At 73.6% G+C, this 22,810-nt stretch carries 24 protein-coding genes; 11 read left to right on the plus strand and 13 right to left on the minus strand.

What is annotated here, in order from left to right:
• Position 1: 1 nt before the first annotated feature.
• On the minus strand, positions 2–745 hold the full coding sequence (locus tag BLT72_RS16555; protein ID WP_172826096.1) for a sugar phosphate isomerase/epimerase family protein: 744 nt from the start codon (positions 743–745) through the stop codon (positions 2–4).
• 191 nt (positions 746–936) lie between these two features.
• Between BLT72_RS16555 and BLT72_RS16560 the strand changes: the two genes are divergently transcribed.
• Entirely contained in the window at positions 937–1,956 is a 1,020-nt protein-coding gene (locus tag BLT72_RS16560; protein ID WP_091414174.1) for a LacI family DNA-binding transcriptional regulator, read from the plus strand.
• Here the strand turns inward: BLT72_RS16560 and BLT72_RS16565 are convergent.
• From BLT72_RS16565 to BLT72_RS16595, 7 genes are all read right to left on the minus strand, one after another.
• Positions 1,945–2,733: an EI24 domain-containing protein gene (locus BLT72_RS16565; RefSeq protein ID WP_091417670.1), complete on the minus strand. Its 789-nt coding sequence runs from the start codon at positions 2,731–2,733 to the stop codon at positions 1,945–1,947. The genes BLT72_RS16560 and BLT72_RS16565 overlap by 12 nt on opposite strands.
• 4 nt (positions 2,734–2,737) lie before the next feature.
• Positions 2,738–3,274, minus strand: coding sequence for a 5-(carboxyamino)imidazole ribonucleotide mutase (purE, locus tag BLT72_RS16570; RefSeq protein WP_091414176.1), 537 nt, complete (start codon positions 3,272–3,274; stop codon positions 2,738–2,740).
• The gene (locus tag BLT72_RS16575; protein WP_280949226.1) at positions 3,267–4,436 is read right to left on the minus strand and encodes a 5-(carboxyamino)imidazole ribonucleotide synthase; all 1,170 of its coding nucleotides are present in this window, start codon (positions 4,434–4,436) and stop codon (positions 3,267–3,269) included. Before BLT72_RS16575 ends, purE begins: the two co-directional genes overlap by 8 nt.
• Before the next feature lie 55 nt (positions 4,437–4,491).
• A complete protein-coding gene (locus BLT72_RS16580) occupies positions 4,492–4,950 on the minus strand; it encodes a GtrA family protein (protein ID WP_280949227.1) in 459 nt (152 codons plus the stop codon).
• Between the two features lie 112 nt (positions 4,951–5,062).
• Entirely contained in the window at positions 5,063–5,572 is a 510-nt protein-coding gene (locus BLT72_RS16585; protein ID WP_091414177.1) for a PH domain-containing protein, read from the minus strand.
• Positions 5,573–5,619: 47 nt separating this feature from the next.
• On the minus strand, positions 5,620–7,035 hold the full coding sequence (locus BLT72_RS16590) for a phospholipase D-like domain-containing protein (RefSeq protein ID WP_091414179.1): 1,416 nt from the start codon (positions 7,033–7,035) through the stop codon (positions 5,620–5,622).
• A gap of 149 nt (positions 7,036–7,184) precedes the next feature.
• Entirely contained in the window at positions 7,185–8,003 is an 819-nt protein-coding gene (locus tag BLT72_RS16595; protein WP_091414181.1) for a biotin--[acetyl-CoA-carboxylase] ligase, read from the minus strand.
• Positions 8,004–8,125: 122 nt separating this feature from the next.
• On the opposite strand from BLT72_RS16595, the gene BLT72_RS16600 reads away from it, so the two are divergent.
• The 4 genes from BLT72_RS16600 to BLT72_RS16615 all read left to right on the plus strand — a co-directional run bounded on the left by BLT72_RS16600 (position 8,126) and on the right by BLT72_RS16615 (position 11,515).
• A complete protein-coding gene (locus BLT72_RS16600) occupies positions 8,126–9,712 on the plus strand; it encodes an acyl-CoA carboxylase subunit beta (RefSeq protein ID WP_091414183.1) in 1,587 nt (528 codons plus the stop codon).
• On the plus strand, positions 9,709–9,939 hold the full coding sequence (locus tag BLT72_RS16605) for an acyl-CoA carboxylase epsilon subunit (protein WP_091414186.1): 231 nt from the start codon (positions 9,709–9,711) through the stop codon (positions 9,937–9,939). The genes BLT72_RS16600 and BLT72_RS16605 overlap by 4 nt, the downstream gene beginning before the upstream one ends.
• Positions 9,940–10,018: 79 nt before the next feature.
• Positions 10,019–10,603, plus strand: coding sequence for a DUF937 domain-containing protein (locus BLT72_RS16610; protein WP_091414188.1), 585 nt, complete (start codon positions 10,019–10,021; stop codon positions 10,601–10,603).
• Between the two features lie 63 nt (positions 10,604–10,666).
• Positions 10,667–11,515, plus strand: a complete 849-nt coding sequence (locus tag BLT72_RS16615) for a hypothetical protein (protein ID WP_091414190.1) — start codon at positions 10,667–10,669, stop codon at positions 11,513–11,515.
• Between the two features lie 26 nt (positions 11,516–11,541).
• Here BLT72_RS16615 and BLT72_RS16620 read toward each other — a convergent pair whose 3' ends face one another.
• The gene (locus tag BLT72_RS16620; RefSeq protein ID WP_091414192.1) at positions 11,542–12,510 is read right to left on the minus strand and encodes an aldo/keto reductase; all 969 of its coding nucleotides are present in this window, start codon (positions 12,508–12,510) and stop codon (positions 11,542–11,544) included.
• Positions 12,511–12,587: 77 nt separating this feature from the next.
• On the opposite strand from BLT72_RS16620, the gene BLT72_RS16625 reads away from it, so the two are divergent.
• Positions 12,588–13,214 (plus strand): Maf family protein, encoded by a 627-nt coding sequence (locus tag BLT72_RS16625; RefSeq protein WP_091414193.1) that lies wholly within the window; start codon positions 12,588–12,590, stop codon positions 13,212–13,214.
• A gap of 3 nt (positions 13,215–13,217) precedes the next feature.
• Here the strand turns inward: BLT72_RS16625 and BLT72_RS16630 are convergent, their stop codons facing one another.
• The 3 genes from BLT72_RS16630 to BLT72_RS16640 form a co-directional block, all read right to left on the minus strand.
• Positions 13,218–14,444 carry a saccharopine dehydrogenase family protein gene (locus BLT72_RS16630; protein ID WP_091414195.1) on the minus strand — a complete coding sequence of 409 codons (1,227 nt, stop codon included), beginning with the start codon at positions 14,442–14,444 and terminating at the stop codon, positions 13,218–13,220.
• Positions 14,441–14,878, minus strand: a complete 438-nt coding sequence (locus BLT72_RS16635; RefSeq protein ID WP_091414197.1) for a ChaB family protein — start codon at positions 14,876–14,878, stop codon at positions 14,441–14,443. Before BLT72_RS16635 ends, BLT72_RS16630 begins: the two co-directional genes overlap by 4 nt.
• Positions 14,879–14,939: 61 nt before the next feature.
• Positions 14,940–15,698 carry a FadR/GntR family transcriptional regulator gene (locus BLT72_RS16640; protein WP_091414198.1) on the minus strand — a complete coding sequence of 253 codons (759 nt, stop codon included), beginning with the start codon at positions 15,696–15,698 and terminating at the stop codon, positions 14,940–14,942.
• A gap of 92 nt (positions 15,699–15,790) precedes the next feature.
• Here BLT72_RS16640 and BLT72_RS16645 point away from each other — a divergent pair, with 92 nt between their 5' ends.
• The 5 genes from BLT72_RS16645 to BLT72_RS16665 all read left to right on the plus strand — a co-directional run bounded on the left by BLT72_RS16645 (position 15,791) and on the right by BLT72_RS16665 (position 21,198).
• A complete protein-coding gene (locus BLT72_RS16645) occupies positions 15,791–16,702 on the plus strand; it encodes a proline iminopeptidase-family hydrolase (protein ID WP_091414200.1) in 912 nt (303 codons plus the stop codon).
• Between the two features lie 100 nt (positions 16,703–16,802).
• Positions 16,803–18,218, plus strand: coding sequence for an APC family permease (locus tag BLT72_RS16650; protein ID WP_091414202.1), 1,416 nt, complete (start codon positions 16,803–16,805; stop codon positions 18,216–18,218).
• Entirely contained in the window at positions 18,215–19,156 is a 942-nt protein-coding gene (locus tag BLT72_RS16655; protein ID WP_091414203.1) for an acetamidase/formamidase family protein, read from the plus strand. Before BLT72_RS16650 ends, BLT72_RS16655 begins: the two co-directional genes overlap by 4 nt.
• Before the next feature lie 68 nt (positions 19,157–19,224).
• On the plus strand, positions 19,225–20,037 hold the full coding sequence (locus BLT72_RS16660) for an SRPBCC family protein (RefSeq protein WP_091414205.1): 813 nt from the start codon (positions 19,225–19,227) through the stop codon (positions 20,035–20,037).
• A 60-nt stretch (positions 20,038–20,097) separates the two neighbouring features.
• Positions 20,098–21,198: an LLM class flavin-dependent oxidoreductase gene (locus tag BLT72_RS16665; RefSeq protein ID WP_231930100.1), complete on the plus strand. Its 1,101-nt coding sequence runs from the start codon at positions 20,098–20,100 to the stop codon at positions 21,196–21,198.
• Here the strand turns inward: BLT72_RS16665 and BLT72_RS16670 are convergent.
• Positions 21,195–22,781, minus strand: coding sequence for an ABC1 kinase family protein (locus tag BLT72_RS16670; RefSeq protein ID WP_091414207.1), 1,587 nt, complete (start codon positions 22,779–22,781; stop codon positions 21,195–21,197). The genes BLT72_RS16665 and BLT72_RS16670 overlap by 4 nt on opposite strands.
• Positions 22,782–22,810 lie beyond the last annotated feature (29 nt).

A 22,810-nucleotide genomic window follows, 5' to 3' on the forward strand; every position in this document is an offset into this window, starting at 1 on the left:
GTCAGGCGTCCTTTCCGGCGGTGAGGTAGGCGCGGCTGTCGCGGACGGCGTCCAGCAGGTCGCCCTCGGAGTCGTCGAGCTCGATGACGCGCAGCGCGTCCGGTGCGGCGTCGATGAAGCTCCAGACGGGCAGCGAGCCCGCGCCGACGGCCACCTGCTTCTTGTTGTCGGTGCTGCCGTCGCCGTCCTTGACGTGCAGCGCGACGACCCGGTCGCCCAGCCGCTGCAGCAGGCCGGGGACGTCGGCGCCCCCGACGTGGGCCCAGTAGGTGTCGACCTCGAGGACGACCTCGGGCGCAAGGTGGTCGGCCAGGACCTCCAGACCGCGCTGGCCGTCGAAGTCCTTCTCGATCTCCCACCAGTGGTTGTGGTAGCCGACCTTCAGGCCGTGCTCGGCGGCCTTCGCGGCGGCGGCGTTGAGGCTGTCGGCCGTGGCCTTGATGCCGTCCACGTCCTGCCACTGCGGGGCGCGCACGGCGGGCTCGATGACGGTGCCGATGCCCAGCTCCGAGGCCGCCGCGAAGATCGCGTCGAGGTCGGCGTCCACCACGAGGCCCATGTGGGTGGTCGGTGCGGTCAGGCCGTGCTGGCCGAGCTTGCGCAGACCGTCGAGGTAGTTCGTGAAGCCGAACGGCTCGACCTGGGTGAAGCCGAAGCCGGCGATGCGCTCCAGGGTGCCGTCGAAGTCCTCGTTCAGGGCGTTCCGCACGGTGTACAGCTGCACGGACAGGTCTTGGTCGGTCATGGTCCTCCTGCGTTGGGGGTCAGTTTTCGACTGACGGACACGTCGGTCGGCACTCCGCGCTGAGGAGGCCTGCCCCGACTCTTCCACGTCCGGCCGCGGCGGTCCCGCGCGGGGGCCGATCGCGGGCGACGTTACCAAAACCGGTTCAGTCGGTACATTGTCGGCACCGAGCTGTGAGAGGGACGGTGCCTGTGAGCCGCGTGACGATCAACGAGATCGCCCGCCGCTCCGGCGTGTCCAAGGGAGCGGTGTCCTACGCCCTGAACAACCGGCCCGGGGTCTCGGCCGCCACGCGGGCGCGCATCCTCGCCGTCGCCGACCAGCTGGGCTGGGCGCCGAACCGGACCGCCCGGCTGCTGTCCGGCTCCCGGACCGACACTTTCGGCCTGATCCTGGCCCGCGACCCCCGCACGCTGGCCAGCGAGCCGTTCTACATGGAGTTCGTCGCCGGCCTGGAGTCGGTGCTGAGCACGCGGTCCTACGCCCTCCTGCTGCAGGTGTGCGTCGACCTCGACAGCGAGCTGGAGACCTACCGGAAGTGGTCGTCGGAGCGGCGGGTGGACGCCGTGGTCGTCGTCGACGTGCGGGGCGACGACCCGCGGCTGCCGCTGCTCACCGAGCTGGAGCTGCCGGCGGTCTTCGTGGGCGACCCGAGCGTGACGGACTCCTTCACCACCGTCTGGACCGACGACACCGCGGCGATGGACGCGGCCGTCGCCTACCTCGTCTCGCTCGGGCACGTGCGCGTGGCCCGGGTCAGCGGCCTCGACGACCTCAGCCACGTGCAGATCCGGGACGGGGCCTTCCTGGCCGCGGCCGCCGCGCACGGGGCCGCCGGGCAGATCCACGTCGCCGACTTCTCCGCCGAGGGCGGCCGCAAGGGCACCCGCGCGCTGCTCGAGGCCCCGGACGCCCCCACCGCGATCATGTTCGACAACGACCTGATGGCGGTCTCGGCGCTGTCCGCGCTGGCCGAGCTCGGGGTCGCGGTGCCGGACGGCGTCAGCATCCTGGCCTGGGACGACTCGGCCCTCTGCGAGATCACCCACCCGCAGCTGTCGGCGATGAGCCACGACGTCATGGGGCTGGGCGCGAACGTCGGTCGACGGCTCTTCGACCTGCTCGAGGGCACCCCGCCGTCGGCCCACCTGGACTCCACCCCGGAGCTGGTGGTGCGGGGCAGCACGGCCCCGCCGCCCTCAGCCGGCTGACCGCGGCGGCTGGCTGTCCGTCGTCGACTCGCCCACCAGCTGGCGGGCCAGCAGGGTGCCGGCCGCGGTGGCGACCGGGAACACGACCACACCGACGAAGGGCACCGCCAGCAGCAGGAACGTGGGCACGCACAGCCCCAGCACGCGGAACCGTCGCCGTCGCATCAGCTCCCGTCGGCCGCGGAGGGTGAGCACCCCGCGCCGCTCGAGGGCGGACCCGACGAGCTCGATCCCGAGCAGCCAGCCGCCGACCAGGGCCGAGACGACCGGCACGGCCAGCTGGCCCACCAGCGGGACGAACCCGGCGGCGAAGAGCGCGACCGCGCAGCCGGCCGACACCGCGATCAGTCCCACCGACTGGCGCAGGCCGCGGCCGAGCGAGGAGACCCAGCCGTCCTCCGGCGGGGTGGGCGGAGCGGGCAGCTCGCGGTCGACGAACTCGGAGATGAGGTCGTACAGCGGGGCGCCGAGGGTCAGCGTCAGCGTGGTGAACGAGATGACCATGAGCAGCACGACGCCACCGAGCAGGCCCAGCGAGACCAGCACCCGGACGGCGGCGGCCAGTCCGGCGGACCAGCCGTCCGCGAAGCCGGTCATCGCGCCGACGACGGCGTCGCCCCGGGTGGCCAGCAGCACGAGGACCACCACGAACAGCGTCGAGGTGACCAGCGGCGGCAGCGCGCCGAGCAGGAACAGCCGCGGCCGCCGCGCGATCAGCGCCAGCCCGCGACCGAGCAGCCCGACGCCGGCGAGGCCGTCCGTGACCGGGCTCGCCACCGGCTCAGGCCCCCGGGGCGGCACCGCGGACGCGGGCCCCCTTGGCCTCGGCGGCCGCCCGCAGCGCGTCCTGGAAGGCGAGCATCGCCTGCGCGAGCGCGGGGTCCGCGGCGGCGAGGATGCGGACGGCGAGCAGCCCGGCGTTCCGGGCGCCGCCGATCGAGACGGTGGCGACGGGCACGCCGGCGGGCATCTGGACGATGGACAGCAGCGAGTCCATCCCGTCCAGGTGCTTGAGCGGCACCGGCACCCCGATGACGGGCAGCGGGGTCACGGCGGCCAGCATGCCGGGCAGGTGCGCGGCCCCGCCCGCGCCGGCGATGACCACCTGCAGCCCGCGCGGGTGCGCGTCCCGCCCGTAGGCGAGCATGGCGTCAGGCATCCGGTGGGCGGAGACGACGTCGGCCTCGTAGGGCACGCCGAACTCGGCGCACGCGGCCGCGGCGGCCTCCATCACCGGCCAGTCGGAGTCGGAGCCCATGACGATCCCGACCCGTGGAGCCCCGCGCGGCGCCGGTCGCGCGCTGCTGGTCTCAGGCATCGGGGTCCCCCATCAGGTAGGCGGCGGCGTGCCGGGCCCGCTTGCGCGTCTCGTCCAGGTCGTCGCCGTAGGTGGTGACGTGGCCGACCTTGCGGCCGGGGCGCACGGACTTGCCGTACAGCTGGACGCGGAGCCGCCGGTCGCGGGCGAAGCAGTGCAGCAGGGCCGAGGGCAGGTCGTCGACGGCCCCGCCGAGGACGTTCGCCATCACGGTCCAGGGCGCCCGGGTGGCCGGGTCGCCCAGCGGCAGGTCCAGCACCGCCCGCAGGTGGTTCTCGAACTGGGAGGTGTGGGCGCCGTCGATGGTCCAGTGACCGGTGTTGTGCGGTCGCATCGCCAGCTCGTTGACCACCACGCTGCCGTCGCGGCGCTGCATCAGCTCGACGGCGAGCAGCCCGACGACCTCCAGCTCGTGCGCCACCGTGAGGGCCAGCAGCTCGGCCGCGACGGCCTGCTCGGGGTCGAGGCCGGGGGCCGGCGTCACCGTCTCCACGCAGACGCCGTCGCGCTGCACGGACTCCGAGACGGGGTACGCGACGGCCTGCCCGGACGGCGAGCGGACGACGAGGGCGCTCAGCTCCCGGGCGAAGTCGACGAACTCCTCGGCGACCACCTGCACGCCGGGCGCCAGGCCGGCGAAGGGCAGGTCGGCGTCCTCCGCGGACGCGAGCTTCCAGACGCCCTTGCCGTCGTAGCCGCCCCGGGAGGTCTTGGCGATGACCGGCCAGCCCTGCTCGTCCCCGAACGCGACCAGCGCGGCCGCGTCCGGCACGACCCGGTAGGCCGGGCAGGGCAGGCCCAGGGCGGTGAGCCGCTCCCGCATGACGGCCTTGTCCTGGGCGTGCAGCAGGGCGGCCGGCCCCGGCCGGACGACGACGCCGCTGTCCTCGAGCTCGCGCAGCAGCCCGGCCGGCACGTGCTCGTGGTCGAAGGTGACGGCGTCGCACCCGACGGCGAAGGCCTTCACGGTGGCCGGGTCGGTGTGGTCGCCGACGGTCACGTCGTGGACCACGCCGGCGGCGGAGACGTCCGGGCCCTCGGCCAGCAGCCGCACGTCGACGCCCAGTCCGATGGAGGCCTCGTACATCATCCGGGCGAGCTGGCCGCCGCCGATGATGCCCACCACGAAGGGGCGGGGGCCGGGGCTGGTGGGGGTGGTCACGGGCCGGAAGCCTAGCCAACGCGGCGGCGACCACCGGGGGACCACCCGACAGCGGTCAGGGCAGCCGGAAGATCAGCGTCCGCTGCACCACGAAGTTGACGGTGGTGGCGACCCCCTGGGCGACGACGAACGCGGCCACCTGCACGGCCAGCCGGCTGAGCCCCGCCGCGGTCAGCCGGTCGAACAGGACGCTGAACAGCCCGACCTGCAGGGCGAACGTGAGGGCGTAGAGGACGACGACGGCCAGGAAGCGGCGCCGGGACGGCTCGGCCCGGAACGTCCAGCGCCGGTTGATCAGGTACGCGGTGGTGGTGCCGGCGACGAAGGACAGCGCCTTCGCGGCGGTGTGGCCCAGGCCGAGGGCCATCAGGGCCACGAGCAGCCCGAAGTCGACGACGGCCGACAGCCCACCGGTGAGCACGAAGCGGACCAGCTGGGTCCGCAGGCCCAGCGGGGTGCTCGGCTCGCGCAGCGGCAGCGCGACCGGCTGCGGCAGCGGGAGGTGGTCGGCCACGGGCGTCCTCGGGGTCGGTGCGTCCCGGCCGTCGGCGACCGGCCGGCCGCGGCCATCGTAACGTCGCCCGGCCGACGCCCCCGGCGTCGCGTGGCGCGGGTGGGGGGCGCGCTCAGGCGTGGGCCGGCCGGCTCTCGTCGTCGGCCCCGAACAGCAGCTGGGTCATGGTCTGGTGCACGTGCTCCACCTCGGGGACGTCCACCAGGGCGATGACGCCGGCCTCGCTGGCCGTCTGCACGTTCAGGGTGCCGCAGCCCAGCAGCCGGTCGCTGAGGCTGCGCTGGGAGGAGACGTCGTTGACCCGGCTGAGCGGCAGGTCCTTGCTGGTCTTGCTGACGATCCCGCTGCGGGTGACCAGCCGCCGGTTGGTCAGGGTGTAGGTCGTCGTCCGCCAGCGCAGGAGGGGCAGGACGGTCCACCAGAGCGCCAGCAGCAGGCCGAGCAGCGCGATCCCCAGCTGGCCCGCCGGCCGCCACTCCCCCGGGACCAGCGCGGCGCCGGCTCCGACCCCGGCGCCGACGAGGACCAGGGCGGCCGCCGGCAGCACCATCGCCTTCGCGTGCGTGCGCGTGTGCAGGACCTCGTACTCGTCGGTCCCGAGCAGCTTCGGCGGCAGTCCCACGTCCCCAGGGTGGCACAGCGCACCACCCCGGGGCCGTCCGCGCGGGGTCAGCGACTCCCGCCGGGCTCGGCGGCCGCGGGCTCGGTGGGCGCCAGCCGGGCCCGGTCCTGGGCCGGGTCGACGGGGACCTGGGCCGGGTCGACGGTGTCCGGCGCGGTGGCGAGCCGGCTCTCCAGCGAGCGCTCCACCCGGGTCGCGGCCACCTTCGAGGACGTCGTGGCCGGCACCGGCGGGGCCTTGGTGATGCGCTTGACCCAGTTGTTCCGGATGTAGTTGAAGTTGCTGTGGTAGGCGTCGTAGGTCTTGTTGTCGATCACCCGCATGATCAGCTCGTTGTTGGCCAGCAGGGCGGTGCCGGTGAAGTTCGCCGATCCCGTGTACACCACCTTCTTGCTCTGGCTGAACCACCGGCCGTTGACCATGAGGACCTTGTGGTGCATGTACTTGTCGCGCTTGCCGTTCTTGTTCTGGTCGATGCCGGCGTCGTAGACCGTCATCTGGCCGGTGCGGGTGCTCCGCTTGAGCAGCACCTGCAGGACCTTCGGGCTGATGTTGAAGCCGTTGATGATCACCGAGACCTTGCAGCCCTGGTCGTGCAGCTTCCACACCCGGCGGGCGATGTCGAGCCGGGCGGCGCTCCAGCCCCACTGCTCGATCCGGACCACCGTGCGGCCCTCGCTGCCGTAGCTCTTCGACATGCCGGTGCAGTGCACGTGGTTGAGCACGTCGAGCATCGGGACGTCGGCGGTGCCCTTCACCGCGAGGCGCGGGAAGAAGTAGAGCTTGTTCTTGCCGCTCGTCGTCGTCCGGTAGTAGTTCGGCCGGTCGCGGTCGGCCAGCATGTCGGTGAAGTACTGGTCGAGCGAGGCGTACAGCTTCGCGTCGCCCACCATCGTGTGCATGTTGTTCCAGCTGACGCTGCTGTTGCCGGTGTAGGGGTTCGCCGAGCTGACCATCGAGATGGTCTTGGAGACCCCCGACTGGGAGAACAGGAAGAACTTCGCGTGCATGACCGAGGTGCTGCTGGACATGCAGCTGTTCACGCACCGGGCGACGTAGCTCTTGGCCTTCTTGTTGGTGCCGAGGGTCTTGCGCATCCGCTGCGTCTGCGGGGAGATCGGGTAGTCGTCGATCAGCAGCTGCACGTTGACGCCGCGGGCGTAGGCCCGCACGAGCGCGTCGGCGGTGCTGTCGAGGTCGAAGAGGTACTGGGCCATCCGGATCCGGGACCCGGTCGGCGCGTGGTCGATCGCGTCCTCGACCTTGTCGATGATCCGGCGGTGCTTGGCCAGGCTGCCCGTCGGGTCGTTGAAGGTCAGACCGGGCGCCACCTTGTAGGTGTCGGTGGCCGCGACCGCCTCCGGCAGGGTCGGTGACGGCGCCACCAGCGACAGCGCCGGCGTGACCAGGGCCAGCGCGAGCGCGCCGACGAGGGCCGGGATCAGACGGTTGCGAGGTCGCACAGCGGTACAGCTCCAAGGTCGACGGTCCGGGCACCCGGGCGGGAGACGCCGAGGAGCCCCGACCGCGGTGTTCTCGGAAGGCTAGCCACCCGGGCCGGCATCCGCGCAATCCGACAGCCCACCGAGACCCGATGGAGACCAACGCCCGCTCAGCTGCGCAGGTGCACCACGTCGCCGGCGCCGAAGGTCCTCACCCCGGTCGCGGTCCGCACGACCAGCCGGCCGGCCGCGTCCAGCGCCTCCGCCCGGCCCTCGACGGTCACGTCGTCGGCCAGGTGCACCCGGACCTGACGGCCCAGGGTGGCACTGCGCTGCAGGTAGGACGCGGCGAAGGGGGCGTCGTCGTCCAGCCCCTCCCAGCGCTGGTAGAGCAGCTCGAGGACGGCGAGCACGGTCGCGATCACCAGGTTCCGCGACGGGGGCCGCGAGCCGGGGTCCCGGGCTTGGGCCAGCAGGGCCAGCGAGGTCGCGGTCGGCACCGGCAGCTCGTCGGCCGCCAGCCAGACGTTGACGCCCATCCCCAGCACGCAGGCGGGGCCGGTCGGCGTCTCGACCCGCTCCGCCAGGATGCCGCAGACCTTGAGGCCGTCGACCAGCACGTCGTTCGGCCACTTGAGCAGGGCGGGGACGTCGGCGGCCCGGCGCAGCGCCTCGACCACGGCCAGCCCGGCCAGCAGCGGCAGCCAGGTCCAGCGGGCCGGGTCGACGTCGGCGGGCCGCAGCAGCACCGACATCGCGACGCTCGTCCCCCGCGGCGCCACCCAGGTCCGGCCCAGCCGACCCCGCCCGGCGTCCTGGAAGTCGGTGACCAGCACGCTCCCGGCGGGGGCGCCGGCCCGGGCGCGCGCGGCCAGGTCGGCGTTGGTGGAGCCGGTCCGCTCGACCACGTCGACGGTGCTCCACAGCCCGCCCGGGCGCACCAGCTCGCGCCGCAGCACGTCCGCGTCCAGCACGTCCCCGCTCAGCACCCGGCACCCCGCACGCGCCGACCCTAGCGCCGCCGGAGCACCCGCTCGACGCCCCGGCCACCGGCCGTCCCGGGACGGGATCGGAGCGCGGCGGCCCGCGGTGACTGGCTAGGGTGCCGCCTATGGACCACGCCAACCCCGCACTGGACATCCACACGACCGCGGGCAAGCTCGCCGACCTGGACGCCCGGATCGAGCAGGCCGTCCACGCCGGGTCCGCCGCCGCCGTCGAGAAGCAGCACGCCAAGGGCAAGCTGACGGCCCGCGAGCGGATCGACCTGCTGCTGGACGAGGGCTCCTTCACCGAGCTGGACGAGTTCGCCCGGCACCGCTCGACGGCCTTCGGGATGGCCGAGCGGCGGCCCTACGGCGACGGCGTGGTCACCGGCTTCGGCACCGTCGACGACCGCCCGGTCTGCGTGTTCAGCCAGGACGTGACGATCTTCGGCGGCAGCCTCGGGCAGGTGTACGGCGAGAAGATCGTCAAGATCATCGACTTCGCGCTCAAGACCGGCTGCCCGCTGATCGGGCTCAACGAGGGCGGCGGCGCCCGCATCCAGGAGGGTGTCGTCTCCCTCGGCCTCTACGGCGAGATCTTCCGCCGCAACACCCACGCCAGCGGGGTGATCCCGCAGATCTCCCTGATCATGGGCGCCGCCGCGGGCGGTCACGTCTACTCCCCCGCCCTGACCGACTTCGTCGTGATGGTGGACCAGACGTCGCAGATGTTCATCACCGGCCCCGACGTGATCAAGACCGTCACCGGGGAGGACGTCACCATGGAGGAGCTCGGCGGCGGCCGGACGCACAACACCAGGTCGGGCAACGCGCACTACCTCGCCGTCGACGAGCCCGACGCCATCGAGTACGTGAAGGCGCTGATCGGGTTCCTGCCGCAGAACAACCTGGAGGAGCCCCCGGTCGTCGAGCACGACCCGGCCCCGCACGTCACCGACGAGGACCGCGACCTCGACACGCTGATCCCGGACTCCCCCAACCAGCCCTACGACATGCACGAGGTGATCCGCCGCGTCCTCGACGAGGGTGACTTCCTCGAGGTGCAGGAGCTGTTCGCCCCGAACATCCTGATCGGCTTCGGCCGGGTGGACGGCCGCAGCGTGGGGGTGGTGGCCAACCAGCCGCTGCACTTCGCCGGCTGCCTCGACATCGACGCGTCGGAGAAGGCGGCCCGCTTCGTCCGGACCTGCGACGCGTTCAACATCCCGGTGCTCACCTTCGTCGACGTGCCCGGGTTCCTGCCGGGCACCGACCAGGAGTGGAACGGCATCATCCGCCGAGGCGCCAAGCTGATCTACGCCTACGCCGAGGCCACCGTGCCGCTGGTCACCGTCATCACCCGGAAGGCGTACGGCGGCGCCTACGACGTCATGGGCTCCAAGCACCTCGGGGCCGACTTCAACCTGGCCTGGCCGACCGCGCAGATCGCGGTGATGGGCGCCCAGGGTGCCGTGAACATCCTGCACCGCCGCGAGCTGGCCGACCACCCGGACGCCGACGCCCGCCGCGCCGAGCTGATCACCGAGTACGACGACGAGCTGGCCAACCCCTACATCGCGGCGGAGCGCGGCTACGTCGACGCCGTCATCAGCCCGCACGAGACGCGGGTCGAGCTGACCCGGGTCCTGCGGCTGCTGCGCACCAAGCGGCAGACCCTGCCGCCGAAGAAGCACGGGAACATCCCGCTGTGAGCGGCCCCGAGGACACCGCACCGCGGTGGCGCGTCGTCGCCGGCTCACCCAGCGACGAGGAGCTGGCGGCGCTCGTCGTCGCCCTGACCGCGGCCGCCGGCGCCGCCGCCGCTGCGCCGGTGGCGGTCCCGCCCGTCCGGTCGGCCTGGGCGGCCGCCGCCCGGGAGGGCCGGCCGCCGCTCTCCCCCGGACCCGGCGCCTGGGTGGGGTCGGCCCGGCCGCGCTGACCCGGTGGGGACCGGGCTCGGGCCCTCGCTAGCGTGGCCCGGTCCGCTGCCAGTCGGGCAGCCCACCGGAAGGACGAGCGTGAGCGCCGTCGACGAGATCCTCCAGCAGATCCCCCTCAGCCAGCTCGCCGCGAAGCTCGGCACCGACGAGCAGACCGCCGGCGCCGCCGCCCGGCAGGCGATCCCGGCCCTGCTCGGCGGACTGCACGCGAACGCCCAGGACCCCGCCGGCGCCGCCTCCCTCGAGGGTGCGCTCGGCCAGCACTCGTCCGCCCTGGTCGACGGCGGCGTCGACCTCGACCAGGTGGACGAGGGCGAGGGCCGCAAGATCGTCGGGAACATCTTCGGCGGCCACACCGACGGGGTCGCCCAGACCCTCGGCGGGACCCTGGGCGGCGGCAGCCAGAGCGACCTCGTGCAGCGGCTGCTGCCGATCCTCGCCCCCATCGTGCTGTCCTACCTCGCCAAGCAGATGGGCGGCGGGGCCGGCGGCGGGCTCCTCGGGTCGGTGCTCGGCGGCCTCACCGGTGGCGCGGCCGGCGGCGGTGGTGGCGTCGCCGACGTGCTCGGCGGTCTGCTCGGCGGCGGCCAGCCCGGTCAGGGCGCGGGCGGCGGCGGGGTGACGGACCTCCTGGGCGGCCTGCTCGGCGGCGGACGCCGCTGACCCTGCGCTGACCAGTCGGTCGGATCGGGTGCGGCCCGGCCCGCCGGGTGCCATCGTGGGGCCATGGCGCTGATGCTGGTGCTCGGTGCTGTCCTGCTCGCGGCCCTCGTCCTCGCCGCACGGTGGCGGCACCTCTCGGTGACGCTGCCGGCGGGCTGGCGGCCGGGCGGCGCGGCCCCGTCGCTGGTCGCCCAGCTGCGGCTCTACCTCTGGCTCGCGACGCTCGTGCTGCTCAGCGGTCTCGCCGTCGCGGTCCTCGTCGTCGGTCCGGGCGGCCGGCTCGCCATGCGCCTCCTGGCGGCGACGTCACCGGGGGCCCGCGGCCGGCTGACCGAGGCCGGCGAGGTGGTCGGGGACATCTCGCTCGAGGGCACCCTCGGCTTCGTCGTCTTCGGCGCGGTCCCGGCCGGCCTGCTCGCGGCCCTCGCCCACCTCCTCCTGCACCGGGCGCTCCCGCGGGGCGTGCTGGGTGGGCTGTGCCTGGGCGCTGTGCTGCTCATCGCCCTCGGTTCCGTCCTCGAACCGCTGCGGCCGGACAACGTCGACTTCGCCCTGCTCGGGCCGGGGTGGCTCGCCGTCGCCGTCTACGCGCTGCTCGCGCTGGCCACGGGCGTCGCCGCGGCCGCCTTCACCGCACGGCTCAGCCGGCTGCTGCCCCTGCCCCGGTGGAGCGCGCTGGTCTGGGCACCGCTGGTGCTGGTCGTCACCCTCGCGATGTCCTCGGCTCGTCCCCTCGACGCGGCGGCCGTGCTCCTCGGCGTCGCGGTCCTGCTCCTCCTCGGCAGCTGGCTGGTCCGCTCCTCGCTCGTCCCGACCCGGACGCTGGTCCTGCTCCTCCGGGTGGGCGTCGGCGTGGTCCTGGTGACGTCCCTCCCGGGCTTCGCCGGCGCCGTGCGCGACATCGTGGCCTGACGCCGACCGGCCCGGCGGCCCGCGGATCAGAACCCGGCGACGGCGTGGGGCTGGTAGCCCTCCTCGAGCCGGGTGATCTCCTCGTCGCTCAGCACGAGCTCGGCGGCGGCGACGGCGTCGTCGAGGTGGCCGGCCTTGGTCGCCCCGATGATCGGGGCGGTGACGACGGGGTTCGCCAGCACCCAGGCCAGCGCCACCTGCGCCCGCGAGACGCCCCGCTCCTCCGCGATGGCCGCGACCGTCTCGGCGATGCCGCGGTCCTCGTCGCGGTACAGCCTCTTGCCGAACTCGTCGGTCTCGCTGCGTGCCGTCGTGGCGTCCCACGCCCGGGTGAGCTTGCCCCGGGCCAGCGGGCTCCACGGGATGACCCCGACGCCGAGGTCGGCGCAGAGCGGCAGCATCTCCCGCTCCTCCTCGCGGTTCAGCAGGTTGTAGTGGTCCTGCATCGACACGAACGGGGTGAGCCCGTGGATCCGGGCCAGGTACTGGGCCTTCGAGAACTGCCAGGCCCACATCGACGACGCCCCGAGGTAGCGGACCTTGCCCGCCCGCACCAGGTCGTGCAGGGTCTCCAGGGTCTCGAGGACCGGCGTCCTGGGGTCCCAGCGGTGGATCTGGTAGAGGTCGATGTAGTCGGTGCCGAGCCGGCGCAGGCTCTCGTCGACCTGCCAGAGGATGGCCTTCCGCGACAGCCCGCCCCCGTTCGGCCCGTCGGCCATCTGACCGAACACCTTGGTGGCCAGCACCAGCTGCTCACGCGGGAGGAGGTCGCGCAGCGCCCGGCCGACGATCTCCTCGCTGCTGCCGGCGGAGTAGCCGTTGGCGGTGTCGAAGAAGGTGATGCCCGCCTCGACGGCCTGCCGCAGCAACGGCACGCTCTGGTCCTCCGGCAGGGTCCAGGCGTGGTTGCCCCGCTCCGGCTCGCCGAAGCTCATGCAGCCGAGGCAGATCCGCGAGACCTGCAGCCCCGTCGTCCCGAGGTTCACGTAGTCCATGGCCTCACGCTAACCAGGTGCCGACGGGCGCCCGACGGCCGGTGGTCGACCTGGGCCGACGAACTACGCTGACCGCCGTGACGACCCCTGCGACGACGCCCCCGCGGCTGGTGCTGGCCTCCGCCTCGCCCGCCCGGCTGGCCACCCTGCGCGCCGCGGGCGTCGAGCCGGAGGTCGTCGTCTCCGGCGTGGACGAGAGCACCGTGAGCGCGGCGTCGGTGGCCGCGCTGGCGGGCCGGCTCGCCGTCCTGAAGGCCGAGGCCGTCGCCGCGACCCTGCCCCCCTCGGGAGACGGCCCCGTGCTGGTCCTCGGCTGCGACTCGATGCTGGAGCTCGACGGGGAGCCGCTGGGCAAGCCCGGGACGGCGGCGGAGGCGACGCGGCGCTGGCGGGCGATGCGCGGCCGCTCGGGCGTGCTGCACACCGGTCACCACGTCCTGGTCCTCGGGGACCCCGCCCGCACCAGCAGCGCCGTCGGGTCCACCACCGTCCACTTCGCCGACCTCACCGACGCCGAGGTCGACGCCTACGTCGGCACCGGCGAACCGCTGCAGGTGGCGGGGGCGTTCACCGTCGACGGGCTGGGGGGCCCCTTCGTCCGGGCGGTCGAGGGCGACCACCACAACGTCGTCGGGCTCAGCCTGCCGCTGCTGCGCGAGATGCTCGCCGGGCTCGGCGTGGCCTGGACCGACCTCTGGCGCTGAGGGTCAGAGCCGCGTCGTCTCCAGCACGAAGTCGTGGTGCCGCAGCCGGGCGGCCAGCGCCGGACCCAGCGCCACCCAGGGGGTGAGCACACCGCCCGGACCGGACAGCTCGTCCAGGAGCAGGCTGAGCCCGGACTCCCCCAGCATGACCGCCGTGCCCTGGTAGCCGGGGTCCAGCGGCGCGGCCACCACCGTCCGGTAACGGGCGCCGCTCGTCGTCCCCGCCTCGATCTCGACCCGGAACCGGCCGCCCGCCAGGGTGCTCTTGCGCGGGCCGGCGCCCGGCGCCGGCAGCAGCCGGTCGAGCAGCGCCCGGGTGGGGCGGAGCGCGAGGCCGCCCACCAGCGCGGCCGCACCGCCCGACAGCGCCGCCGCCCCGGCCACCCCGCGGAGGCCCCGGCCGGTGTCGACCACCTCCCGGTAGCGGAACTCGGGCCCGTACGGGAAGCCGGCCAGGCTGTCGCTGCGCACCACCACCTGCCGGTTGAACGAGCCCATCACGAACGGCGCCTGCCACTGCCCGGTGCCGGCGTCGCGGGAGACGGGCCGGTGCCGGCCCTGGACCGCCCGTGGACGCCGCCGCGGCTGGTCGAGCAGGGCGTCCCCCCGGCCGACGAGGGCCCGGGCCCCGGGGTCGGCGACCGTCTCCAGCACCTGCTGGCGCAGCGAGTCCACCGTCCCGCCGCTGAACCCGCCGCGCATCGACCGGACGTGCAGGACGGTGGCCGTCAGCGTGCCCGCGCCGTCGGCGGCGGCCCGCGCGGCGGTGAGCCCGACCCCGAGGTCGGAGGGCACGGAGTCGAAACCGCAGGCGTGCACGATCCGGGCCCCGCTGGCGCGCGCGGCCGCGTGCGCGGCGTCGATGCTGCGCCGGACGAACAGCGTCTCCCCGGTGAGGTCGGCGTAGTCCGTGCCCGCCCCGGCGCACGCCTCCACCACGGGCAGGCCGCGGTGCAGGTAGGGCCCGACGGTGCTGAGCAGGACGCGGGTCGAGCGGGCCAGGTCGGTCACGCCCGGGCCGTCGTCGACGTCGACGGTGAGCAGCGGCCACGCAGCCGCCCGGCCGCCCAGCTCGTCGCGGAGGGCCTCCAGCCGGTCCGCCGACCGGCCGGCGAGGGCGATCCGCAGGCCCGGCGGGGCGTAGCGCGCCAGGTGGGCGGCGACGAGGCGTCCGACGAAGCCGGTGGCGCCGAGGAGGACGAGCTGGTGCGGGCGGACACCGGGCGTCACGAGCTGGACGCGTCCCGCAGCGCCTTCGCGCTCGCCCGGTCGTTCGCCTTCTGCAGCGCCTCGACCAGCTCGTCCTTGCTCATCGTCGAGCGCCCCTTGATCTCCAGCCGGGTGGCCAGCTCGTAGAGGTGCTTCTTCGAGGCGTTGGCGTCGACGCCGCCGGCGGTCTCCCGGTGGGTGTCGCGGTTGCCCTCGGCCTGCGCGTCCGACGGGCCGTTCTCGTCCTTGGGCTCCCAGTGGTCGCCGACCTTCTCGTGGGTGTGCTTGAGCGCGGCGAAGGCCACCTGGTTGGCCGCCCGTTCGTCCCCGTCGTAGGTGCCGAGGGCGGAGTCGTGGGTCTTGGCGTAGGTCGCCTGGGCCTTCTCGTCCGAGCGCTGCAGGGTGCTCGGCAGCTCGTCGGTGATCACCTTGCCGGTCTTCGTCGTCTTGGGCACGCTTCCTCCTCGGTCGCAGGCTGACCCTCCCATCCTGCCGCGCCGCGCGCTCCGGTCCGCGTCAGCCCTCCACGGCCCGCCGCAGGCTGTGCTCCATGGTCACGTAGGTCAGCGCGAAGTGGGCCGAGGCCACCGCGTGCGCCCGCTCCGCGTCGCGGTCGACGACGGCGCCGATCAGCTCCTCGTGCTCGTGCAGCGCCCGGACGAAGAAGTCCGGGTCGTAGGGCTCGGCGCCGAAGCCGAGGGTCGCCGCGGTGGTGAGGTGGGCGCTGAGGGCCACCAGGTGCCGGTTCTGCGCCGCGCCGCAGACGAGGCCGTGCAGGCGCCGGTCGAGGGCCCGCGCGCCGGCCATGTCGTCCGCCGTCGCGCGGAACTCCTCGAGCGTGGCGCGCAGCTGCACCACGTCCTCGTCGGTCCGGCGCTCCGCCGCGGCGCGGGCGATCATCCCCTCGACCAGGCAGCGGTAGTCGAACAGCTCCCGCAGCCGCGGCAGCTCCACCTCGAGGGTGCGCCGCGCCTCCGCCGGCGCGACCTCGTGCCAGGCGACCGCGGTGACGAACGTGCCACCGCCGCGGCCGCGCCGGGACTCCACCAGCCCCAGCTCGGCGACCCGCTGCAGGGCCTGGCGCACGGTGTCCCGGCTGACGGCCAACCGGGTGGCGAGCTCCCGCTCGGGCGGCAACCGCTCGCCCGGTGAGTAGGTGCCGACGGCGATCGCGGTGACCAGGCGCTCCGCGACGCTGCCGGCCATCGTCGCGCGGGTCAGGCCGACCAGACCCGGGTCCGGGTCGGCGATCGGCCGGTGGTCGTCGGTGTCCACCAGGTGGTCCTCCGGCTCTAAAGGTATTGTGACCACACCTTTGGCGTGTTTGACTGCGCGGCGATGAGCGACCGCTCCTCGGGAGGGCAGGGATGAGCAGTCTAGAAGAGCTGTCGGTGACCACCGGCCACGTCGCGTTCGAGGGCCACCAGACCTGGTACCGGGTCACCGGCCACCTCGATCCCGACGCCGAGCGGGCGCCGCTCGTGGTGCTGCACGGCGGCCCGGGCGCCGCCCACGACTACACGCTGCGGATCGCCGACCTGGCCGAGGACGGCCGCGCGGTCGTGCACTACGACCAGCTGGGCTGCGGCCGGAGCAGCCACCTGCCCGACGCCGACCCCGGGTTCTGGACCGTCGACCTCTTCGTCCGCGAGCTGCGCGCCGTGGTCGAGGCGCTGGGCATCTCCCGGTTCCACCTGCTCGGCCAGTCCTGGGGCGGCATGCTCGGCCCCGAGGTCGTGCTGGCCGACGACACCGGCATCGCCTCGCTGACCATCTGCGACAGCCCGGCCTCGATGCCGCTGTGGCTGGCGGCGGCCAACGGGCTGCGGGCCCGGCTGCCCGAGGAGGTGCAGCGCACCCTGGACGAGCACGAGGCGGCCGGCACCACGGACTCGGCGGAGTACCACGCCGCCGTCGACGTCTTCTACGCGCGGCACGTCTGCCGGGTGCAGCCGATGCCGCTGGAGGTGACCGCCAGCTTCGACCAGATCGAGGCCGAGCCGACCGTCTACCACACGATGAACGGGCCCAGCGAGTTCCACGTCATCGGCAGCCTCCGGGAGTGGAGCGTCGTCGACCGCCTCGGCGGCATCGGCGTCCCCACCCTCGTCGTCGCCGGCCGCCACGACGAGGCCACGCCCGAGGTCTGGGCGCCCTTCGTCGAGCGCATCCCCGACGTCCGCAGCCACGTCTTCGCCGAGTCCAGCCACATGCCGCACGTCGAGGAGCCCGAGGAGTTCCGCCGCGTGGTCGGCGGCTTCCTCCGCTCGCACGACTGACCTCCCCCACCCGCACGTCCGCACGCCGCCCCACCCGCACCGGCCGACCCGCTGTCGAGCGACCGGTGACCCGTCCGCCCGCCCTCGAGAGGGAACGTCCATGACCGCTCACCCCACCGACCAGGGTTCTCGTGACCTGGCCGAGTTCGGCTACCGCCAGGAGCTGAACCGCACGCTCTCCACCACCGACCTGATCGTCTACGGCCTGGTGTTCATGGTGCCGATCGCCCCGTGGGCGATCTTCGGCGTCGTCTACAACGAGTCCAAGGGCATGGTCCCGCTGGTCTACCTGATCGGGCTGGTGGCGATGATCTTCACCGCCCTGTCCTACGCCCAGATGTCCAAGGCGTTCCCGATCGCCGGCAGCGTCTACTCCTACGTCGGTCGCGGCCTGCACCCGGTGCTGGGCTTCTTCGCCGGGTGGACGATCCTGCTCGACTACCTGCTGGTCCCCACCCTGCTGTACGTGTTCGCCGCCGAGTCGATGGGCGGCATCTTCCCGGGCGTGCCCAAGCCCGTCTGGATCGTCGTGTTCCTGCTGGTAAACACGGCGATCAACTACGTCGGCATCTCCTTCACCGCGGTCGTGAACCGCCTGTTCCTCGCGGCCGAGCTGATCTTCGTCGTGATCTTCGTGATCATGGCCGTCGTCGCCATCGCCAAGGACGTCGGCGGAGCGCAGTTCACCACCACGCCGCTGTTCAACGCGGACCTGTTCACGCCCGGGCTGGCCGCCGCGGCCCTGTCCATCGCCGTGCTGAGCTTCCTGGGCTTCGACGGCATCGCCACGCTCAGCGAGGAGGCCAAGGGCGGCCGCCGCTCGGCCGGCATCGCCATGATCACGGGCCTCGTCCTGGTCGCGCTGTTCTTCGTCACGCAGACCTGGCTGGCCGCGATGCTCGTGCCCGGGGTGACCGAGTTCGGCGAGGACGAGGTCAACAACGCCTTCTTCTCGATCGTCGGCTCGATCAGCAGCAGCGGCTGGGAGGTCGCCTTCCTGGCGATGAACGCGCTGGCCGTCGGCATCGCCAACGCGGTCGCCGCCCAGAGCGCCACCTCGCGGCTGCTCTTCTCGATGAGCCGCGACGGCCGGCTGCCCCGCTTCCTCGCCCACATCAACCCGAAGACCAAGGCCCCGCAGCGCGCGATCCTCGTCGTCGGCGGGCTGACCCTGGTGCTGGGCCTGCTGTTCGTCGGCCAGATCGACGTCATCTCCGCGCTGGTCAACTTCGGCGCCCTGACGGCCTTCCTGCTGCTGCACGTCTCGGTGGTGGGCTACTACGCGGTCAAGCGCCGCAGCCGCAACGTGCTCCTGCACTGGGTGGTCCCGGTGCTCGGCTTCGCGATCATCGGGTTCGTGCTGTGGAACGCCGACCCGCTGGCCAAGATCGGCGGCGTCATCTGGCTCGCCGTCGGCGCGCTGGTCCTCCTCTACTACACGCGCAAGGGCACCGGCGTGCTCGCCGAGCACGCCGCCGACCCGTTCCGCGAGGCCGAGAGCGAGGTCGCCCGGTGAGCGAGCACCTCCTCACCAAGGACCAGGCCTCCGCCGCCTTCAGCGCGGCGCAGCCGCCCGTGCTGACGGTGACCGCCGGCGCCGGCGACCGGATCACCTTCGAGACCGACGACCTCGCCTACGCGCAGATGGAGGAGTTCGGCGACCTCGCCCGGGTCACCGCCACCATCAACCCGGTCACCGGTCCGGTCTTCGTCCAGGGCGCCGAGCCGGGCGACGTGCTGGCCGTGACGATCCACGACATCGCGCTGGCCGAGCAGGGCTGGTCGGTGTCCATCCCGGGCGCGGGCGCCCTCGCCGCCCGGATGGGGCCGGACTTCTTCGTCCGGCGCATCCCCGTCGTCGACGGGCGCGCGCAGCTGACGTCCACCCTCGACTGCGCCGTCGCGCCGATGATCGGCTGCCTGGGCCTCGCCCCGGCCGACCGGGACGGCTCGACGGTGATGCCGACCCTGCCCACCGGCGGCAACATGGACCTCACCGACGCGGGCCCGGGGACGACGGTCTACCTGCCGGTGCAGGTGCCGGGGGCCCTGCTCAGCGTCGGGGACATCCACGCGGTGATGGCGCGCGGGGAGTCCTCGTTCGTGGCCATCGAGATCGCCGGTCGGGCCACCGTCAGCGTCGACGTGGTCAAGGGTCGGAGCATCCGGGGCCCGCAGCTGGACACCGGCACCGAGTACGTCTGCGTCGGCCTCGGCGACCCGGTGCAGGAGTCGATCACGATGGCGTACGAGTCGCTGTTCTCGGTGCTCGTCGACGAGCGGGGCTGGGACCCGCACGACGCCTACGTGGTGATGAGCGCGCTCGCGCCGACCGAGCTCGGCGGGCCGACCGGGTCGGTGGACCCCGACCCGCTGCACCCGTTCCGCGCGGTGGGCGCCGTCACCCTGGCCCGCATCGCCAAGGACGTGCTGGAGGCGGGCGCCCGGCGCTGACCCCGATGACCGTGCGGGTACCGGGTAGGTGATCCTGGGAAGATCATCCGCAGAGCCGAAGGAGCGACATGACGACCACCGTCGACACGTCCATCGAGGTCAACCTCCCCGTCCGCACGGTCTACAACCAGTGGACCCAGTTCGCCGAGTTCCCCCACTTCATGGGCGGCGTGGAGAGCGTCACCCAGCTCGGCGACGACCGCATGCACTGGGTCGCCGAGATCGCCGGCATCAGGCGTGAGTGGGACGCCCGCGTCCTCGAGCAGGTCCCCGACCAACGCGTCGCGTGGGCGGCCGTCGAGGGCGCCACGAACGCCGGCGCCGTCACCTTCGAGGACCTGGGTGGTCGCACCAGGGTCAACCTGTTCCTCGAGTACGAGCCCGAGGGCGTGGTCGAGAAGATCGGCGACAAGCTGGACGTCGTCGAGCGCCAGGCCAAGAACGACCTCGAGCGCTTCAAGGCCTTCGTCGAGGCGGAGGGCTACGCCACCGGCGCCTGGCGCGGGACCGTCGCCGGCGAGGGCCACGTCGGGACGCCCGGCGTCGAGCGCGCCGCCGCCTCGCGCGGTGACGACGGCAAGGCGGGTGTGACCGGCAAGGCCGTCGCCACCGGGGTGGGCATCGCCGCCGCGGCCGCGGCCGTCGCGGCCGGCGCGGCCGCCGCCAGCGCCAAGAAGTCGGCGGCCGAGGCCGAGGCCGCGGTCCCGGTCACGCCGCCGGTGCACGAGCCGGTGACGACCTCCTTCGACGCGACCGAGGCCCCGGCCACCCCCGTCGCCTCCGTGGACCCGCTCGACCCGACGCCGCTGCCCCCGGGCACCGCCGGGGTGCGGACCGACGGCATGGACGAGCCGACGGGCGCCGGTCGCTCGGACGTCTGACCTCCGCCGCGCCCACCGGGGGCGGGGAATAGCGGTTCCCGGCCTCCGGTTGGCCCTGGGGTGACGACGCTGCTGAACTCCGCCCCGAACCCCCCCGGCACCCCGACCGGCGACCGGCCGCTGACGCTCTCCGTGCTGGACCTGATCCCCGTGCGCGGGGGCCAGACGACCGCCGAGGCCCTGCGGGCCACCATCGCGCTGGCCCAGGCCGCCGAGGCCGCCGGCGTGCACCGCTACTGGGTCGCCGAGCACCACAACATGGCCGCGGTCGCGTCCACGAACCCGCCCGTCCTGATCGCGATCCTGGCCGCGGCCACCGCCCGGATGAAGATCGGCTCCGGCGGGATGATGCTGCCGAACCACGCCCCGCTGGTCGTCGCCGAGCAGTTCGCCCTCCTCGAGGCCGCCCACCCGGGCCGGATCGACCTGGGCATCGGCCGCGCCCCGGGCAGCGACCCGGTGACCAGCTACGCGCTGCGCCACAACGGGCCCGAGACCGCCGACGCGAACCGGTTCGACGAGGTCGTCGACAACGTGCTGGCCATGCTGGAGCCCGAGGGCGTCGGCCTCCAGGTGCAGGGCCGCAGCTACCCGCTGCGCGCCACCCCGCAGGCCGTCGGGGTCCCCGAGGTGTGGCTGCTCGGCTCGTCCGACTACTCGGCCCGGCTCGCCGCGGCCAAGGGCCTCCCCTACGTGTTCGCCCACCACTTCTCGGGCGAGGGCACGGCCCAGATCATGGACCTGTACCGCTCCGGCTTCCGGCCCTCCGAGCTGCTGGCCGCCCCGAAGACCTTCCTCACGGTCAACGTGGTCGTCGCCGAGACCCAGGAGGAGGCGGAGCGGCTCGCCCGCCCCCAGCTGCTGGCCATGGTCGCGCTGCGCACCGGCGGCGAGCTCAAGGCGCAGCTGAGCGTCGAGGAGGCCGAGCGCACCGTGCTGGCCGAGTCGCACGCCGCCCTCGCCGAGCAGATGCGCACCCGCTGGGTGATCGGCACCCCCGACACCGCGCTGGCCGAGCTGACCGCGCTGGCGACCCGCTTCGGTGTCGACGAGGTGATGGTCCACCCGGTCGCCGGCTCGTCGGAGTCCGACCCCGCCGACCGCTCCCCCGCCCGCGAGGCGACCCTGCAGCTGCTGGCCCGGGCCGCCGCCCGCCGCTAGCGGAGCACGCCCCCGCGCTTGCGGCGCAGGGTGGTGGTGACGATCTCGACGACCCCGCGGACGACGGCGACGCCGACCACCCCGAGCATCACCCGCTTGGAGATGGAGTCGAGCCGCTCGACGATCGGCTCCAGGTCGCCGGTCCGCAGGTGCACCTCGGGACCGCCCTCGTCGAGCATGGCCTGCAGCCGGCGCAGCTGGACGGGCAGCTGGGTGGCGATCTCCAGGGCGTCGACGCCGGCCTCGGCCAGGTGCCGGGCCACGGACGCCGGTGAGTACCGGGCGGCGACGAGTCGCTGCGCGTACGGCCCGAGGACCTCCTCGATGTTGAAGGACGGGTCGAGCGAGACGCCCATCCCCTCCGTCATCACCACCATCTTGAGCACGAGCGAGAACTCCCGCGGCAGCTGCAGGTGCCGTCGCCGCATCACCGACAGCACCTCGCGGATCAGCTTGCCGACCGCGATGTCGGCGATCGGCAGGTCGTCGTACAGCTTGACGATGGCCTGCATGTCACGGCTGAGCTCGCCGAGGTCCACCCGCTGCGTCGAGGTGGAGAGGCGGGCCAGCGCCGCGGCGATGCGGTGCGGGTCCTTCCGGGTCAGCGCGACCAGCAGGACGCCCAGCCGCTCCCGCAGCTCGGCGTCGACGACGCCCACCATGCCGAAGTCGATCAGGCCGATCCGGCCGTCGGGTTCGATGAAGAGGTTCCCGGGGTGCGGGTCGGCGTGGAAGAAGCCGTCGTCGAAGATCATCTGCGCGACGACCTCGGTGGCCCGGGCGGCCAGCGCCGGCCGGTCGATGCCCGCCGCGTCGAGGGCCTCCAGGTCGCTCACCTTGAGCCCGCGGATCCGCTCCAGGGTCAGCACCCGGGTCGTCGTCGTCTCCCAGTAGACCTTCGGGATGTGCACCCCGGGGTTGTCGGCGAAGTTCTGGGCGAACTTCTCGGCGTTGCGGCCCTCGGCCAGGTAGTCGAGCTCGGCCCGCAGCGTGCGCGAGAACTCCTCGGCCAGGCCGGGCAGGTCGTAGTCGGCAGCATCCTCCCAGCGACGCGCGGCCTGCGCGGCGAGGTTCTGCAGGATCTCCAGGTCGACGTCGACCTGCTCGACCGCCCCCGGCCGACGGACCTTGACGACCACCTCGGTGCCGTCGTGCAGCGTCGCCGCGTGCGCCTGGCCGATGGAGGCGCTGGCCAGCGGGCTGAGGTCGAACTCCTGGAAGAGGGACTCGACCGACGCGCCGAGCTCAGCCTCCAGCACCTGCTGGATCGTGGCTTCGGGTACCGCGGGCACCGCGTCCTGCAGCTTGGCCAGCTCGCCCAGGTAGGTCGGCGGCAGCAGGTCGGGGCGGGTCGAGAGCAGCTGCCCCAGCTTCACGAAGGCCGGGCCCAGCTCCTCCAGCGCCAGCCGGACGTGCGCGGCCGTCGAGTAGCTGTGCTGCGAGCGGTGCGCCACCCGGGCGATGCTGTGCCGGAACGGGATGTAGCGCTCGATGCCGGACGCGCCGAGCAGCACGCCCAGCCCGTGCCGGGCCAGCGTCTCCGCGATCACGCGGTACCGCTCGAGGTGCTGCACGATCGCCATGGGTGTCGGCTCCGCCTCTCCTGGTCGGG

The sequence above is a fragment of the Friedmanniella luteola genome, assembly GCF_900105065.1.
In the GTDB taxonomy this organism is placed as follows: Bacteria; Actinomycetota; Actinomycetes; order Propionibacteriales; family Propionibacteriaceae; genus Microlunatus; species Microlunatus luteolus.

What these genes read in the sequence shown, in the direction of transcription:
- BLT72_RS16555 (WP_172826096.1), bottom strand. Translation starts at nt 745, where the DNA reads ATGACCGACCAAGACCTGTCCGTGCAGCTGTACACCGTGCGGAACGCC.
- purE (WP_091414176.1), bottom strand. Translation starts at nt 3,274, where the DNA reads ATGCCTGAGACCAGCAGCGCGCGACCGGCGCCGCGCGGGGCTCCACGG.
- BLT72_RS16600 (WP_091414183.1), top strand. Translation starts at nt 8,126, where the DNA reads ATGGACCACGCCAACCCCGCACTGGACATCCACACGACCGCGGGCAAG.
- BLT72_RS16615 (WP_091414190.1), top strand. Translation starts at nt 10,667, where the DNA reads ATGGCGCTGATGCTGGTGCTCGGTGCTGTCCTGCTCGCGGCCCTCGTC.
- BLT72_RS16620 (WP_091414192.1), bottom strand. Translation starts at nt 12,510, where the DNA reads ATGGACTACGTGAACCTCGGGACGACGGGGCTGCAGGTCTCGCGGATC.
- BLT72_RS16645 (WP_091414200.1), top strand. Translation starts at nt 15,791, where the DNA reads ATGAGCAGTCTAGAAGAGCTGTCGGTGACCACCGGCCACGTCGCGTTC.
- BLT72_RS16650 (WP_091414202.1), top strand. Translation starts at nt 16,803, where the DNA reads ATGACCGCTCACCCCACCGACCAGGGTTCTCGTGACCTGGCCGAGTTC.
- BLT72_RS16660 (WP_091414205.1), top strand. Translation starts at nt 19,225, where the DNA reads ATGACGACCACCGTCGACACGTCCATCGAGGTCAACCTCCCCGTCCGC.
- BLT72_RS16670 (WP_091414207.1), bottom strand. Translation starts at nt 22,781, where the DNA reads ATGGCGATCGTGCAGCACCTCGAGCGGTACCGCGTGATCGCGGAGACG.